Source organism: Pseudomonas sp. B5(2017) (assembly GCF_002112825.1).
GTDB classification, from domain to species: Bacteria; Pseudomonadota; Gammaproteobacteria; order Pseudomonadales; family Pseudomonadaceae; genus Aquipseudomonas; species Aquipseudomonas putida_Z.
Genome location: NZ_NEIR01000017.1, coordinates 110,659 through 125,253, shown reverse-complemented (window position 1 = coordinate 125,253; position 14,595 = coordinate 110,659). Strand labels below are relative to the sequence as shown.

15 protein-coding genes are annotated in these 14,595 nt (G+C 65.1%); 5 read left to right on the top strand and 10 right to left on the bottom strand.

The features are described from left to right. The first annotated feature begins 282 nt into the window (after positions 1–282). Positions 283–1,458 carry a Na+/H+ antiporter NhaA gene (nhaA, locus tag CAG00_RS23665; protein WP_085614184.1) on the top strand — a complete coding sequence of 392 codons (1,176 nt, stop codon included), beginning with the start codon at positions 283–285 and terminating at the stop codon, positions 1,456–1,458. Positions 1,459–1,527: 69 nt separating this feature from the next. Here nhaA and CAG00_RS23660 read toward each other — a convergent pair whose 3' ends face one another. Further along, positions 1,528–1,992, bottom strand: a complete 465-nt coding sequence (locus tag CAG00_RS23660; protein ID WP_013973925.1) for a glycine zipper 2TM domain-containing protein — start codon at positions 1,990–1,992, stop codon at positions 1,528–1,530. 146 nt (positions 1,993–2,138) lie between these two features. Between CAG00_RS23660 and CAG00_RS23655 the strand changes: the two genes are divergently transcribed. Next, positions 2,139–2,372, top strand: coding sequence for a hypothetical protein (locus tag CAG00_RS23655; protein ID WP_075046122.1), 234 nt, complete (start codon positions 2,139–2,141; stop codon positions 2,370–2,372). 143 nt (positions 2,373–2,515) lie between these two features. Here the strand turns inward: CAG00_RS23655 and pdxH are convergent, their stop codons facing one another. From pdxH to dinG, 5 genes are all read right to left on the bottom strand, one after another. Beyond that, entirely contained in the window at positions 2,516–3,163 is a 648-nt protein-coding gene (pdxH, locus tag CAG00_RS23650) for a pyridoxamine 5'-phosphate oxidase (protein WP_085665460.1), read from the bottom strand. Positions 3,164–3,181: 18 nt separating this feature from the next. Continuing rightward, complete coding sequence (locus CAG00_RS23645) at positions 3,182–4,159, bottom strand: OmpA family protein (RefSeq protein WP_085614187.1); 978 nt, start codon at positions 4,157–4,159, stop codon at positions 3,182–3,184. A 99-nt stretch (positions 4,160–4,258) separates the two neighbouring features. Continuing rightward, positions 4,259–5,404 carry an EstA family serine hydrolase gene (locus CAG00_RS23640; protein ID WP_025340366.1) on the bottom strand — a complete coding sequence of 382 codons (1,146 nt, stop codon included), beginning with the start codon at positions 5,402–5,404 and terminating at the stop codon, positions 4,259–4,261. Positions 5,405–5,661: 257 nt separating this feature from the next. Continuing rightward, positions 5,662–7,896, bottom strand: a complete 2,235-nt coding sequence (locus tag CAG00_RS23635; protein ID WP_085665459.1) for a beta-galactosidase — start codon at positions 7,894–7,896, stop codon at positions 5,662–5,664. Between the two features lie 81 nt (positions 7,897–7,977). Continuing rightward, on the bottom strand, positions 7,978–10,122 hold the full coding sequence (dinG, locus tag CAG00_RS23630; protein ID WP_013973931.1) for an ATP-dependent DNA helicase DinG: 2,145 nt from the start codon (positions 10,120–10,122) through the stop codon (positions 7,978–7,980). 98 nt (positions 10,123–10,220) lie between these two features. On the opposite strand from dinG, the gene CAG00_RS23625 reads away from it, so the two are divergent. Beyond that, positions 10,221–10,685, top strand: coding sequence for a CopD family protein (locus CAG00_RS23625; RefSeq protein ID WP_003258897.1), 465 nt, complete (start codon positions 10,221–10,223; stop codon positions 10,683–10,685). Between the two features lie 150 nt (positions 10,686–10,835). Here CAG00_RS23625 and CAG00_RS23620 read toward each other — a convergent pair whose 3' ends face one another. The 4 genes from CAG00_RS23620 to CAG00_RS23605 all read right to left on the bottom strand — a co-directional run bounded on the left by CAG00_RS23620 (position 10,836) and on the right by CAG00_RS23605 (position 13,462). After that, on the bottom strand, positions 10,836–11,594 hold the full coding sequence (locus CAG00_RS23620; protein ID WP_075046127.1) for a collagen-like triple helix repeat-containing protein: 759 nt from the start codon (positions 11,592–11,594) through the stop codon (positions 10,836–10,838). Continuing rightward, entirely contained in the window at positions 11,587–11,862 is a 276-nt protein-coding gene (locus CAG00_RS23615; RefSeq protein ID WP_023663398.1) for a DUF1145 domain-containing protein, read from the bottom strand. The genes CAG00_RS23620 and CAG00_RS23615 overlap by 8 nt, the downstream gene beginning before the upstream one ends. 98 nt (positions 11,863–11,960) lie before the next feature. Further along, entirely contained in the window at positions 11,961–12,680 is a 720-nt protein-coding gene (locus CAG00_RS23610) for an OmpA family protein (protein WP_025340370.1), read from the bottom strand. A gap of 89 nt (positions 12,681–12,769) precedes the next feature. Continuing rightward, positions 12,770–13,462, bottom strand: coding sequence for an OmpA family protein (locus CAG00_RS23605; protein ID WP_025340371.1), 693 nt, complete (start codon positions 13,460–13,462; stop codon positions 12,770–12,772). A 159-nt stretch (positions 13,463–13,621) separates the two neighbouring features. Between CAG00_RS23605 and CAG00_RS23600 the strand changes: the two genes are divergently transcribed. Next, positions 13,622–14,116 carry a DUF6231 family protein gene (locus CAG00_RS23600; protein ID WP_025340372.1) on the top strand — a complete coding sequence of 165 codons (495 nt, stop codon included), beginning with the start codon at positions 13,622–13,624 and terminating at the stop codon, positions 14,114–14,116. Positions 14,117–14,118: 2 nt separating this feature from the next. Next, on the top strand, positions 14,119–14,595 hold the full coding sequence (locus CAG00_RS23595) for a YchJ family protein (protein WP_015271542.1): 477 nt from the start codon (positions 14,119–14,121) through the stop codon (positions 14,593–14,595).

The window sequence follows — 14,595 nt, the reverse complement described above, 5'->3', positions numbered from 1 at the left end:
GGTAAACCCGCTCCCACAGGTACTGCACAGGTATTGAAGACTGTGAAGTACCTGTGGGAGCGGGTTTACCCGCGAAAGGGCCACTGCAGACATCAGAAAAATCCACAACAAACATCAGACTTCCCCTCCCCACTCTTTCCCCATCTGCATCTAGGCTTCCCTCAGCCCAGCCAGTAACAACATATAACAAAAACGAATATAGTTTTTGTTTGAAAGCATATCGTCACAGGCTAGGGTGTACGCCCGTTCCATCGTCAACTGCTCATGGAGAGCCTATAGCCCGTGCGTAGCCTGTTCACCCGCTTCTTCCAGCTCGAAGCCGCCAGCGGCCTGTTGCTGATCGCTGCGGCCATCCTGGCCCTGGTCATCAACAACTCGCCACTGTCCTACCTGTACAGCGGCCTGCTCGACGTCCCCGTCGCCGTCCAGGTCGGCGCGCTGCACATCGCCAAACCGCTGCTGCTGTGGATAAACGACGGCCTGATGGCCCTGTTCTTCCTGCTCATCGGCCTGGAGGTCAAGCGCGAGGTGGTCGACGGCCACCTGTCCAAGCCCTCCCAGGTGATCCTGCCAGCCACCGCCGCCGTGGGCGGCATGGTGATACCGGCACTGATCTACTGGTTCATCAACCGTGACAACCCGGCGGCCGTGGCCGGCTGGGCGATCCCCACCGCCACCGACATCGCCTTCGCCCTCGGCGTACTGGCCTTGCTGGGCAAGCGCGTGCCGGTGTCGCTGAAACTGTTCCTGATGACCCTGGCGATCATCGACGACCTGGGTGCGATCATCGTCATTGCCCTGTTCTACTCGGGCACCCTGTCGAGCGTGTCGCTGCTGCTGGCCGCCGCCTGCCTGGTAGTGCTGGTGGCCATGAACCGGCTTGGCGTGGTCAAGCTTGGGCCGTACATGGTCGTTGGCCTGATCCTGTGGGTCTGCGTGCTCAAGAGCGGTGTGCATGCCACCTTGGCCGGGGTTGCCCTGGCCCTGTGCATCCCGCTGCGCACGCGCCATGCCGAACGCTCGCCACTGCTCGCCCTGGAGCACGCCCTGCATCCTTGGGTCGCCTACGCCATCCTGCCGCTGTTCGCTTTCGCCAATGCCGGTGTATCGCTGGCAGGCATGACCGTAGAAAGCTTCACCCACCCGGTGCCACTAGGCATCGCCGTCGGGCTGCTGCTGGGCAAGACCGTGGGTGTCTTCGGCCTGACCTGGGTCGCAGTCAAGCTGCGCCTGGCCGCGCTGCCTGCAGGCGCCAGCTGGGGGCAATTGCTGGGTGTGGCGATACTTTGCGGTATCGGCTTCACCATGAGCCTGTTCGTTGGCTCGCTCGCCTTTGTGCCTGGCAGCAGTGATTACGCCGGAATGGACCGCATGGGTATTCTCACCGGCTCGTTCTTCGCCGCCGTGATCGGCTATGCGGTAACCGCCATGGCCAGCCGCAAGCCCAACGTCGGCTGACCTGGCCGCAGCATGAAAAAACCCCGACTGGCGACCGCCATGTCGGGGTTTTGTCTTGTTGGGCTACGGTCAGTGCGTGACGCGGCTGGTGCCATCGACAGTCATGATGCGCACGCGGTCGCCAACGCGGAAGATCTCGTTCTGCTGCACGGCCTGCACATAGGCACGCATGCTGCCATCATCCTCACGCACGGTGATTTCGACACCCTGGGTACGAGTCAGGCCTTCTTCGGCGGCGGAACCGGCCAGGCCACCGGCAACGGCACCGATCACGGCAGCGACGATGCTGCCACGGCCCCCACCCACGGCGCTGCCGGCCACGCCACCGACGATGGCGCCAGCACCACCGCCGATCGGGGTCTTGGTGCCTTCGATCTTGACCGGGCGCAGGGACTCGATGGTGCCCATGCGCACGGTTTGCACGCGGCGGGCCTCATCACGGGAGTAGCTGTCACCGGTCAGGCTCGAGGCACAGCCACCCAGCAACAACGACATGGTGGTAAAGGTCGCCACCAGCAAAGCGGATTTACGCATGGGTAAAGTCTCCATAAGTCAGGTGCTCATTAGACGCTGCACGTTGACGGCTGTCACGGTACAAACGTAATAAAATTGTTTTCATTCAGCCAAGGGACAGCCTGCGTGGCTGTGTCGAGGCCTTTCAAGTGAGACCAAGGATAGCCATGGATTACTTCATCGTCGTGGTCACCACCGTTGCGGGGTTGTACTTCCACTGGTGGCTGTATGTGCGCATGCGCCGCTGGATGGACCGTGACCTGGCGTTGTCGCTGGCTGGGGCGGACCCTGCAAAACGCACGTATATGCTGCAAAGGCTGGAGCAGGCGCGGGTGGAGAAGGTGGGGCGCAAGCAGTTGGCGGGGTGGTTGGAGCGGGCGGCTGCGGGGTATCCGGGGTAGCCTGATGGAGTGCCGGGGCTGCTGCGCAGCCCTTTCGCGACACAAGGCCGCTCCTACAGGGGATCGCGATCCCGGCAACTGACGCGGCTCCCTGTAGGAGCGGCCTCGTGTCGCGAAAGGGCCGCAAAGCGGCCCCAACAATCTCAGGGCGCCAACCGCTCCCGCAGCCACTGCCCATCCACCAGCCGGTAGTTCAGTCGGTCATGCAGGCGGCTGGCCCGCCCCTGCCAGAACTCGATGCGTTCAGGCAGCAAACGATACCCACCCCAATGTTCCGGGCAATGCGGCTGGGTGTCGGAAAAGCGCGCCTCGGTGGCCTTGACCAGCCCCTCCAGCTCCTCACGGCCGGCAATCACCTGGCTCTGCGGCGAAGCCCAGGCCCCCAGGCGGCTGCCCAGCGGGCGCACCTGGTAGTAGGCGTCAGACTCCTGGGGCGTGACCTTTTCCACCCGCCCTTCAATGCGCACCTGGCGCTCCAGTGCCGGCCAGAAGAAGGTCATGGCGGCGAAAGGGTTGACCAGCAGTTGCTGGCCCTTGGCACTATCGTAGTTGGTGAAGAAGGTGAAACCACGCTCATCGAGCCCCTTCAGCAGCAAGATACGGCAGTGAGGGCGGCCGTCACCATCGACAGTGGCCAAGGTCATGGCGTTGGCCTCCACCGGTACCTGCTCGGTTTTCACCGCATCGGCGAACCACTGGTGGAACAGGGCGAACGGCTCTCCCGGGGCCTGGGCTTCGGCCAGGCCATCACGGGTGTAGTCGCGGCGCATATCGGCCAGGGATTGGGTCATTGCTGCGTTCCTTGACGATCAGTTGGTCTTCGCAGGGCTGTTGGCAGCTACTTTCTTGTCAGTGGTAGCTTTCTTGGCGACGGGCTTGGCCGGCGCGGCTTTTTTCTTGGCCGTGGTCTTGGCTGGCGCCTTGGCCTTGGCTTTGGTTACAGGCTTCTTCGCCGCAGCCTTGGTGGCCGGCTTGCTGTCGGCAGGCTTGGCGGCAGGCGCCTTGACGTCCTGCACCGCCACCATCGGGGCCCGCGCCGGGGCGGCTTGCTGGTACTTGGCCAGCAGGGCGACCATGGTGTTTTGCGGGGTCAGCAGCATTTCCACACGGCGGTTCAGGGCACGGCCCTCGGCGCTGTCGTTGGCGGCGCGCGGCATTTCCGAGCCCATGCCCTTGAGGTTCAGGCGATCACGCTGCAGGCCGCTGAGGCGGAAAATGGCCGACACCGAAGCGGCGCGCTCCAGGCTGAGCTTCTGGTTGGCGGCAGCGACACCGCTGCTGTCGGCATGGCCGAGCACCAGCACGGCGGTCTTGGCATCGCCCTCGACAGTCTTGGCCACACGAGTGATCGGGCCCAGAGTCATCGGCAACAGCATGTTCGGACGATCAGGGTTGTACGAGCTGTCCACCGGGATGGTTACGGCCAGCACGTTGTCACGGCGCTCCAGTTCCAGCTTGCTGCCCTTGATCGCCTCACGCAGCTTGGGCTCGTACTCGTCCAGCCAGGCCTGGGTGGCCTTCTGGTCGATCTTCGGTACCACCGGCCCCTTTGCCTGCTTCTCTTCACCGCCGAACGGCCACCACCAACGGCTGGCGTTGTCGGACTTGGCGTCGGCCTTGGCCACGTTTTCCGTGACGGCTTGCTTCACTTCCTGCTCGGCAACCTTGTCCGAACCGAAGGGCCACCAGCTCGAGGCGCTGTCCTTCGAGCCGTCCTGGGGGTGACTGGCGCAGCCGGTAACGGCGGTCAGGCACAGGGCGAGTGCTAAGGTTTTGTGTGAAGACATCAGCGATACACCATGAAATAGAAAGAAATTTTGCCTACGCCTTTCAGGCGTTGGCATTGAGGATAGTCAAAGGGGTGGGGCAACACCCGCATTACCCGATCAAAGGCAACTGGCAAGGACGCGTACCAGTTTCTGGGCTCGCGGGTCCATGAGCACATAAGGGCCAAGGGTATTGACCACGAAACCGAAGGCCACATCGTGTTCCGGGTCAGCGAAACCGACCGAGCCACCAGCACCTGGGTGGCCGAAGGCGCGGGCCCCGAGGCCGAACGTGGCATTGGCCACGTCGGGCTGGTCGAGCATGCAGCCCAGGCCAAAACGGGTCTGGGTGAGCAGGGTGCGATCCTGCCCGAGGCTGTGCTCACGGGTCAGTTCGTCGAGCAGTTCGGATTCGAGCAGGCTGCCGTCAAGCAACCCGGCATAGAAGCCCGCCAGGCTGCGCGCATTGCCATGGCCATTGGCCGCTGGCTGCTGCATGCGCCGCCACTCCGGCTTGTTGGTACTGGTCAGGATCGCCGGCGGGTTGGTGAAGGCACGGGTCGACAGGGCCTCGGGCTCGCGCATGGTCACCTGCAGCAGGCGCTGCGCCGCAGCGTCCCCGGCGTTGCCCTTGCCACGGGCGATGTGCGCCACGCGATAAAACTCATCGTCCGCCAGGCCGACATGAAAATCCAGCCCCAACGGCCGAGCGGTACGGGCCACGATCGAGTCGCCGGGGCCACGGCCGTCGGCACGGCGGATCAGCTCGCCGATCAGCCAGCCGTAGGTAATGGCGGCATAGCCGTGCTCGGTGCCGGGTGTCCACCAGGGCGTTTCGGCAGCCAGCGCATCGACCATGGCCTGCCAGTCATACAGCGCTTCGGCCGGCAGCAGCTCACGGATGGCCGGCAAGCCGGCACGGTGGCTGAGCAGCTGGCGCAGGGTGATCGCCTGTTTGCCTGCCTGGGCGAACTCGGGCCAGTAGTTGGCCACCGGCGCATCGAGGGCCAGCTTGCCCTCGCCGACCAGTTGCAGGGCGGTGACAGCGGTGAAGGTCTTGGTGCAGGAGAACAGGTTGGCGATGGTATCGCTGTGCCAGGCCTGCTGGCCGTCCTTGTCGGCACTGCCGGCCCACAGGTCGACCACGGTTTCGCCACCAACCTGGATGCACAGCGCGGCGCCACGCTCCTGGGGATCATCGAACAGCGCGGCAAAGGCTTCGCGCACTGCTTCGAACTTCAGCTCATAGTGACCCTGGATCTGCACCCGCTGTTCTCCGTACGACCAATTCCGAAAATGGTGTGCATTGTTTCAGTAGTTGCGTGTTTTGCAAACTGGCTTGGGCCAAGTGGTCGCGACGAATGGCAGCCAGGACGAACGGTGCTCCTGTAGGAGCGGCCTTGTGTCGCGATGGGCTGCGCAGCAGCCCCGGCAAATTGTGCATTGCGGCGGAGATCCTGGGGCTGCTGCGCAGCCCATCGCGACACAAGGCCGCTCCTACACCAGACCGCGTCAGCCGGTTGCTAGGGCGCCGGTTTTTCCAGTTGGGCGCGCAGCTGGCTCATTGCCTGCAAGTTGCTCTTGCGCACGGCATCGACAAACCCCGGGTATGGCATATCGGTGATCGCCACCAACCCGAGGTGGCCGTTCTCGCCATCGAGCAGGCGGCCGCTGGCCGGCTGGTCGAGGTACTGGAACCAGTGCGCGCCAACGATCATCGGCTGCGCCAGGGCCGCCTTGAGGAAGTTGCCGTAGGCCGGGCCACGGTCTTCTTCCCGCGCCACTTCCAGCGGCCCCGGCCAGAACGGCCCGCGATCGCGCGAGCCGAACTGGAACTCGGACACCAACACCGGCTTGTCCAGCTCGGCCAGGCGGGCGAAGTCGTAGCCATCCTGCGGCTTGAGGGTATAGAAGTTGAAGCTGAGCACATCGCAGAACTCCGCGCAGGCCTTGACCGCCTCCGGCGTGCTGACGGCATAGCGGCCCCCCAGCAGCAGGTGATTGGGCGCATGCCACTTCAACGAGTCGGCAATGGTCCTGAAGTAGGTTTCGGCGAACACCTGCTGGAAGTGCTGGTAGTCACGCTCGATTTCCGGGTGCTCCGGGTCGGGCAACGGTGCCTCGAAGCCCGGGTCCTCCATCAGTTCCCAAGCGGTCAGCTCGATGCCCCAGGCCTTGGACAGCCCTTCCTGGTTGCGGTACTTGTCACGCAACTGCTTGAGGAAGGCGCGCTTGGCCGGTACATCGGTGGTCAGGCGCAAGGTACCGTAGGCCAGGCCGTAACGCGCCTTCGGGTCGCTACCGGGGGCGGCCCAGGCCAGTTCGTTGTCGGCGAAATAACCGATCAGCCAGGGGTCGTCACGGTGATCGCGGGCGGCAATGGCCACGGCGCGCTCGGTAGCCATGGCAAAACGCGGGTCGAACGGGTCGGGCATGCGGCCCCACCAGTCCATGCCGGTGCTGATGCTGGCGTAATCCCCCACGATCGATAGCGGCAAGGTGTACGGTATACGCCTGGCCTGGCCCAGGGCCGGCTCGCTCCAGTTTCCGACCGTGTTGAAACCCCAGGCCTGCAGGCGGTCGAGCGCATGCGCCTGCCAGCGTGCGCTATCCAGCGCCAATGGTGGGCAGTTGGCCGGCTGCCCTTCTACGGCGGGCGGGCAGGGTTTGCCATAGGTGCGCTGCAGGTTGGCGGCATAGAAATCGAACCAGCGCCCCTGTTTGAAGTTGCGCCCTTGCGACGAGGGGTTGCCGTCGTCGTTGTTGCCATCGCCATAGAATGCGGCCAGTGCATCACCCTCGCCCGGCAACGCCTTGAACATCCCCTCACGCCCGGCGACGTAGGTACGCCCGCCATCCGCGGCCACGGCATTCACCCCCAGGGAATAGAACGGATGCCCCTCGGGCGTTACCAGGTACCAGCGGCCGTCACGCTTTTCGGTGCGGAAGAAGCCTTTGGCCTCGAACGCCGGCCCGGCCAGCAGGCCACCGTATGCATCCAGCTGCTGCTTGCCACGCTCTGCCAGCCAGCCTTTGAGCTGTTGCTGCTCGCGTGCATCGGCCGCCTTGAGCTGCTCGTCATTGGCAACCTTTTCAGGCCAATGGCCGCGGGTGTACTGGCCATAGGCATCGATCAGCTCATGGTAGGCCGCCTTGTAGGCCTGGTCGTCATCCTGGATGCCAACCCGCTCGATCAGCAGGTTCTGCGCCACCTTGGGGTTGGGGATACTCAGGCTGACCGACGCCACCTGCTTGAGGTCGACCGCGCCGGCGCTGCTGGTCAGCAGCAGGCGCTGGCCGCCATGGTTCCAGGGCATGGGCGGGCCGGCGCGCATGCCCTGGCTCAGCGGCGAGCTGGCCGTCAGCGGTACCATCACGGTTTGCGCAGGACCGGCCGGAAGGTCAATGCGGCTGGTCAACGTGCGGCCATCACTGCCCTGCACCATGACGTCCACGGTCAGCGCCCAATCCATCGCGCTTTGCAGGCGCAAGGTCAGGAACTGACCGCCGGACCAATCCCACACACCGCTTTGCGGGCTGAGGCGCAGGGTCGGCCGCTGGGCCGGGTTGAACACCACGCGCCGCAACACTTCGCCTTCGGCCGTCTGCTCCGCGTTGTACTGCGGCATGCCGGCATCCTCGGTCGCCACGTTGACCACCGAGGCCGGGCGCACGAAGCTGAACAGCGTCTGCTGCCCAGCCAGCAAGGGCGAGCTGAACAACAGGGCGAAAATGGCGGGCAGGGTACGGCGGACCATAAGGCTGGGGCTCTCCTTCAGGGCCCTCATGGCCCACGACTGAGTAATGGACATCGCGCCGGAGCAAGTGTGCTCCGGCGGTCAGGAAATCTCCCGCCGGAACGGCGGCAGCGCATTGAGAATAGCCTTGCCGTAGCGCTGAGTGACCAGGCGCCGGTCAAGCAAGGTGATGACACCGCGATCCTGTTCGGTTCGCAGCAGGCGGCCGCAAGCCTGGATCAGCCGCAGCGAGGCGTCGGGCACGGCAATTTCCATGAACGGGTTGCCGCCGCGAGCTTCGATCCACTCGGCCAACGCCGCTTCGACCGGGTCGTCGGGCACGGCAAAGGGAATCTTGGCGATCACCACGTGCTCGCAGTAGGCACCCGGCAGGTCGACACCCTCGGCAAAGCTGGCCAGGCCGAACAGCACGCTGTGCTGGCCATCGTCGACCCGCGCCTTGTGCTTGTTCAGGGTTTCCTGCTTGGACAGGTTGCCCTGGATCAGCACCAGCTTGCGCCAGTCACGGTCCAGGCCATCGAACACGTCCTGCATCTGCTTGCGCGAGGAGAACAGCACCAGCGCGCCGCGGGCATCTTCGACGATGTTCGGCAGTTCGCGGATGATCGCTGCGGTATGCGCGGCCGCATCCCTCGGGTCGGCCTTGAGGTCGGGGACCCGCAGCAGGCCGGCATCGCCATGCACGAACGGGCTGGGCACCACGCAGGTGACCGCGTCACGCGGCAACCCCGAGCGCATGCGGAAGCGGTCGAACTTGCCCAGCGCGGTCAGCGTCGCCGAGGTCACCAGCGCGCCATGGGCCACGCTCCACAGGCTGCGGCGAAGCATTTCGGCGGCCAGGATGGGGCTGGCGTTGACTTCGATATCGAACAGCGCACCGCTCTCGGCCAGGGTCAGCCAGCGGGCCATGGGCGGGCTGTCTTCCGGGTCTTCGGCGGTAAAGGCCGTCCACAGCTCCCAGTTGCCCTGGGCACGGGTGACCAGGCTACCGAACAGCGGGTACCACTCCTCGGCCTGATGGCTGGCGATGCCGATGTTGACCTCACCGTCCATGCCCTCCTTGAGCAGGTCGGCCAGGCGGGTGAACAGGTCGTTGAGGCGGGCAAAGCCCTTTTTCAGCTCGATGCCCACTTCGCGAATCTGCTCCGGCACCACGCCGCCTTCGAAGCGGTAGCGCGGGCGCTCACGGCCTTCGTTGTCCTCGCTGGGGCGGAAGTCGGCAACCTGCTCGCACAGGGTGAACATGAACTGCTGCTGGGTGCGCACTTCCCGCGCAAGCTCCGGCACCTGTTCGATGTACTTGCCCAGGTCACCGGGCAGCGGGTGCTGGGCCAGCAGCTTGGTCAGGTTCTTGGCGGTCTGCTCCAGCCAGTCGGCAGTGGAACGCAGGCGCGAATAGTGGGCGAAATGGCCAATGGCCTTGTCCGGCAGGTGGTGGCCTTCGTCGAACACGTACATGGTGTCGCGCGGGTCGGGCAATACCGCGCCGCCGCCCAGGGCCAGGTCGGCCAGCACCATGTCGTGGTTGGTGACGATCACATCGACCTTGCCCATGCCTTCGCGGGCCTTGTAGAACACGCACTGCTGGAAGTTCGGGCAATGACGGCCGGTGCACTGGCTGTGGTCGGTGGTCAGGCGCGCCCAGTCCTGGTCTTCCAGGGCTTCGGGCCAGCTGTCGCGGTCACCGTCCCAGCGGTTGCCGGCAAGCTTCTCGATCATGCTGTTGAACAGCTTCTGGCTGCGCTCGTCGACTTCGATGTGGAAGCCTTCTTCCTCGAACAGCTGGGCGGTGGCCGATTGGGCGTGGCCCTCCTGCAGCAGGATGTCGAGCTTGGACAGGCACAGGTAGCGGCCACGGCCCTTGGCCAGGGCGAAGCTGAAGTTCAGCCCGCTGCTGCGCATGAGGTCGGGCAGGTCCTTGAAGACGATCTGCTCCTGCAGCGCCACGGTGGCGGTGGCGATCACCAGGCGCTTGCCGGCGGCCTTGGCGGCCGGAATGGCAGCCAGGCTGTAGGCCACCGTCTTGCCGGTACCGGTGCCCGCCTCCACTGCCACCACGGCAGGCTCGCCGGCACGGCGGCCTTCTTCGTCGCAGGCGATGTCGCCGAGCACCTTGGCCACTTCGGCGATCATCAGGCGCTGGCCATAGCGCGGCTTGAGGCTCTTGGCTTCGAGAAAACGCGTATAGGCGCCCTGGATGGTGGCTTTGAGTTCGTTGCTGATCATGGTCTGCAGGCGCCCGGAGGGCTGGATATATTTTCAGTGTTTCGCATGGGGCGGCTATCATACCCCGCTATTGCCCTTTATGCCGCATGGAGATCCGGATGCTTGCCTTTGCCCTGCCCTACACACTGCATGTCCTGGCCGCCCTGGTGTGGGTCGGCGGCATGTTCTTCGCCTGGCTTGTGCTGCGCCCGGCAACGGTTGCAGCCCTTGAGGGGCCTGCCCGGCTGCGCTTGTGGGTGGAAGTTTTCCGACGCTTCTTCGGTTGGGTCTGGCTGGCCGTGGCGATTTTGGCGATAAGTGGTATCGGCATGTTGCACATGCGCTTCAGCGGCTTCGAGACTGCACCGAAGTATGTGCAGGTGATGATCGGTGGAGGCATCGCCATGTTTGCCCTGTTCATGCGCATCCAGGCGTTGCTGCTGCCGGAGTTGAGGGCGGCGGTGCAGGCCGAAGACTGGCCGGCAGGTGCGGCAGTGCTGGGGCGGATTCGGCGGATGGTGGGGATCAACCTGCTGCTGGGCCTGGCGGTGGTAGCCGTGGCCAGTTCGCGGCTGATGCTCTGACAGGATCTGCGCGGCCCCTGTAGAAGCGGCCTTGTGTCGCGATGGGCTGCGCAGCAGCCCCGGCAATTTGTGCGAAGGCGCTGAAATCCTGGGGCTGCTGCGCAGCCCATCGCGACACAAGGCCGCTCCTACAGGGGGCGCGGCAAGGCTTCAGAGGCGCTGCAGAATCAGCTCACCTGCAGCGCCGGCCAACCCAGGCTGGCCCGGCTGCCCCGGCCGGCCATTGGCGCCGGCGTCTGTGCGGTACACCAGGCAACCCTTGCTAGCCCCGCCCTTGCCGGCCTTGCCAGCAGCCCCGGCCTTGCCCGGTGCGCCGCCGTCCAGGCGCACCACGATGCGTTCTTGCGGGAAGCCCTGCGGCACGCTCAAGCGGATGCGCCCACCCGGCGCACCATCGTGCCCGTTGCCGCCGTCATCGCCATTGGCACCGCGGCTAGCCTGGCCCCAGGTGCAGCCACCGGCCTGGCCGTTGGCGCCATCGAGCCCCACGTACCCCGGCGCACCGGCACCGCCACGGGCATCGATGGCCAGGCGCTCGGCATCCACTTCAGCCAGTTTCAGGTCCAGGCTGCGGCCCGACCGGGCTCCCCGCTGGTAAGTACCCGCCGCTCCCGGCGCACTGAATTCGCTACCCTCCCCCAGCCGCGCACTGCGCGCCTCGATCAGCAACGGGCTATCGGAAGGTGCAATGGCGATACGTGCATCGCGCCCCAACTCCAGCTGGTCGACCTTCAACTCAGCGAGCGTGGCAGGCAGCAGCAGGGTTGCGGCATCGGCGACACGCAACTGTGCCAGGTGCACGCTTGCCGACTTGTCGGGCAGGCGCAGCATGGAATTGGCAGCGACCTCCAGGCTTTCGGCCTGGGCCAGGGGAACGGCCAACATGGCCAGCAACATCAGATTACGCATTTCGCGGCGCCTCCTGCACACGGGGGATGGACATGACATGGAAGATACCCGTCAACAGGATCTGCAAACGATCGAACCAGCGGTGGCTGCGCCCGCGCAGGCTGCCATTGAAGAACAGCACTTCGAGCAGGTGCAGGCCCAGCAAGGTGATGCCGGCGGCGTTGATCAGCAGATTGAAGGGCAAGGGTTGTGGCATCAACTGATTGAACAACACCACACCCCAGAAAGCGACTGTCAGGACCTTGCCCAAGCCCAGGATGAACCTCATATCCCGCCCCCATGAATTGTTGTTATGTCGAGACGGCCCGTTCGAGCGGGCCGTGCGACCAACATTAACTGCAATGCCAGGACAGGCGCCAGCACCACTCAGTTGAGGTGCAGTTCCACCCGTCGGTTGCGGGCGCGGCCCTCCTCGCTTTCGTTGTCGGTGAGCGGCTCACTCTCACCACGCCCCTGGCTGGTGACCTTGCCCGCCTCCAGCCCCTGGCTGATCAGGTAAACGGCCACGCTGCTGGCGCGGCGTTCGGAAAGTGCCTGGTTGTAGCTGTCGGAGCCTACGTTGTCGGTATGCCCGATCACGCTTACTTTCGCCACTGTCGGTGAATCGAGCTTCGCCACCAGGCCTTGCAGGCGCTGCTGGGCCGCCGGGGTCAGCTCGGCGGAATCGAAGGCGAACATCACCGCGCCGTTGTCATCCAGGATGATCACCTCTGGCGAGGGTTCAGGTTCAGTGGCAGGCGGCGATGCGGGGTACACCTTCAACGGGCAACCCATGTGGTCGACCGCAGTGTTGGCGGGGGTATCGGGGCAACGATCGCGGCGGTCGAAAATACCGTCGCCATCTTCGTCGCCATCCTGGGCGTAACAGATCAGGCCCCCGGCAATGGCGCCAAGGGCACCGCCGCCAGCCGCCCAGCTCGAACTTTCGATGGCGCCCAGGCCACCACCGACCAGGCCGCCGAGCAGGCTGCAGATGGGCCAGGTCCTCTGGTTGAGCGGCGCGCTGCCATCGCTGTGGGTGGCGCAGCCCGCGAGCAGGCTGGCAGCCACCAACAGCGGCAGCGCCGCCTTCGACGTCACACTCATGCTGAATGCTCCTGTGTCATTGGCCACGGACGGTTGACCGCCGTGAAGGCGCGCCCGTGCCACTGCTCAAGGCACGGGCGCACGCCGCTCTACCGCTGGATCTTGATCTCGGTACGGCGGTTCATGGCGCGCCCATCGGCCGTGGCGTTGTCTGCCACCGGCTGGGTTTCACCGGCACCGACCACCGAAACGAAGCTGCTGCGCGGCACACCGCTCTCGACCAGGTAATCGGTCACCGAGTGGGCACGGCGCTCGGACAGTTTCTGGTTGTAGCTGTCGGAGCCGACGCTGTCGGTATGGCCGCTGACGCTCAGGCGGGCGGACGGCGCTTCCTGTTTCAGGCGCGTGGCAATGGTGTTGAGGCGCTCCTTGTCGCTGGCGGTCAGGCGCGCAGAGTCGAACTCGAAGTGCACATCGCGGATGACGATGACTTCTTCCTTCTGCACCACCACTTCCTCGACCACCGCGGCCGGCTCTGGCGGGCAGCCGTTGGCATCGACCTGCACACCGCGCGGGGTGCCTGGGCACTTGTCACGGCTGTCCGGCACGCCGTCGCCATCCTCGTCGCCATCGCCATGGGCCCAGCAATAGCCCGCCGCCAGGCCACCGCCCAGCAACGCGCCCCAACCAGCCCAGCTGGAGCTCTCGATGGCGCCCAGGGCAGCGCCGCTTACACCCCCGACGGCGGCACATTTCGGCCAGTCGGTCTTTTGCAAACCTGCACAACCAGTCAACACACTGGTGAGCAGAACCAGGGGTATCGCTGTGCGTACTATGCTCATTTCATTGCTTCTCCTAGGGGGAATCGGCATAAGGCCGATTTCAGGGAGTAAAGACCGAGCATCTGATCCCTGCCACCAATAAGCCACGACACAGTCACATGCCTCTTTGCCCGCACGCTGCGGCCCGCTAGTCTTGGACGACTTCAACGAGGATTGCCAATGACCGACGGTTTTTCCCAGCGCACCCCGCAGCAGGCCCTGGCGGCCCTGCTCGAGCGCTTCACCCCGCAACGCCTGCTGCTGGTGGGCACGCGCTTCCCGGCGCTGGACGCCTTCGCCCAGGCGCACCCACAGGTAACCATCGCCACGGCCGCCCCAGGCCCGCTGCCGGCCGAACTGGCAGCCCAGCGCTTTGACCTGGCGGTACTGGTGGACTGCCTGGAGCACCTGCCCAAACGCACCGGCCTGGAATTGCTCGGCGGCATTCGCAACCTCAATGCCAGCCGGGTCGCGGTGCTGGCCGACCTGGCCGCCTGTGGCTGGCAAGACACCGATTTCTTTGCCCTGGCCCTGTCGGCCAGCGAGAAATTCCGCCGTGACCAGCAGGTATTGAGCCTGTTCACCTATGATCTACATGACTACAAGCAGGTACCGGACTGGCTGAATGCCAAGTTCTGGGCCAACCCTGAAAACTTCGGCAAGTACTGGTGGTGATGATGAGTGTCTCGGTCTGCCCTTGTGGCAGTGGCAACCTGCTCGACGCCTGCTGCGGGCATTACCATGCCGGCACCCCGGCACCGGATGCCCAGGCGCTGATGCGCTCACGCTACAGCGCTTATGTGCTGGGCCTGGTCGACTATCTGGTGGCCACCACCCTGCCCGCCCAGCAAGCCGGCCTGGACCGTGCCGCCATGGCCGCCTGGAGCGCCCAGAGCACCTGGCTGGGCCTGGAGGTGGAAAGCGCAGAGGTGCTGGGCGGCCAGCCGGAGCACGGTTTTGTCACCTTCACTGCACGCTGGCACGACCAGGAGGGTGACCATCAGCACCGCGAGCGCTCGGCATTCGTCCAGCATGCCGGGCGCTGGTACTTCATCGACCCCACGGTCGGGCTCAAGGCCGGGCGCAACGACCCCTGCCCCTGCGCCAGCGGCCAGAAGTTCAAGAAATGCTGCGCCAGTTACGTGGGTAGCTGA

Excerpts from the sequence above, each read along its gene's own strand:
- CAG00_RS23660 (WP_013973925.1), bottom strand. The coding sequence starts at position 1,992 with ATGCGTAAATCCGCTTTGCTGGTGGCGACCTTTACCACCATGTCGTTG.
- CAG00_RS23655 (WP_075046122.1), top strand. The coding sequence starts at position 2,139 with ATGGATTACTTCATCGTCGTGGTCACCACCGTTGCGGGGTTGTACTTC.
- pdxH (WP_085665460.1), bottom strand. The coding sequence starts at position 3,163 with ATGACCCAATCCCTGGCCGATATGCGCCGCGACTACACCCGTGATGGC.
- CAG00_RS23645 (WP_085614187.1), bottom strand. The coding sequence starts at position 4,159 with ATGTCTTCACACAAAACCTTAGCACTCGCCCTGTGCCTGACCGCCGTT.
- CAG00_RS23635 (WP_085665459.1), bottom strand. The coding sequence starts at position 7,896 with ATGGTCCGCCGTACCCTGCCCGCCATTTTCGCCCTGTTGTTCAGCTCG.
- dinG (WP_013973931.1), bottom strand. The coding sequence starts at position 10,122 with ATGATCAGCAACGAACTCAAAGCCACCATCCAGGGCGCCTATACGCGT.
- CAG00_RS23625 (WP_003258897.1), top strand. The coding sequence starts at position 10,221 with ATGCTTGCCTTTGCCCTGCCCTACACACTGCATGTCCTGGCCGCCCTG.
- CAG00_RS23620 (WP_075046127.1), bottom strand. The coding sequence starts at position 11,594 with ATGCGTAATCTGATGTTGCTGGCCATGTTGGCCGTTCCCCTGGCCCAG.
- CAG00_RS23615 (WP_023663398.1), bottom strand. The coding sequence starts at position 11,862 with ATGAGGTTCATCCTGGGCTTGGGCAAGGTCCTGACAGTCGCTTTCTGG.
- CAG00_RS23610 (WP_025340370.1), bottom strand. The coding sequence starts at position 12,680 with ATGAGTGTGACGTCGAAGGCGGCGCTGCCGCTGTTGGTGGCTGCCAGC.
- CAG00_RS23605 (WP_025340371.1), bottom strand. The coding sequence starts at position 13,462 with ATGAGCATAGTACGCACAGCGATACCCCTGGTTCTGCTCACCAGTGTG.
- CAG00_RS23600 (WP_025340372.1), top strand. The coding sequence starts at position 13,622 with ATGACCGACGGTTTTTCCCAGCGCACCCCGCAGCAGGCCCTGGCGGCC.
- CAG00_RS23595 (WP_015271542.1), top strand. The coding sequence starts at position 14,119 with ATGAGTGTCTCGGTCTGCCCTTGTGGCAGTGGCAACCTGCTCGACGCC.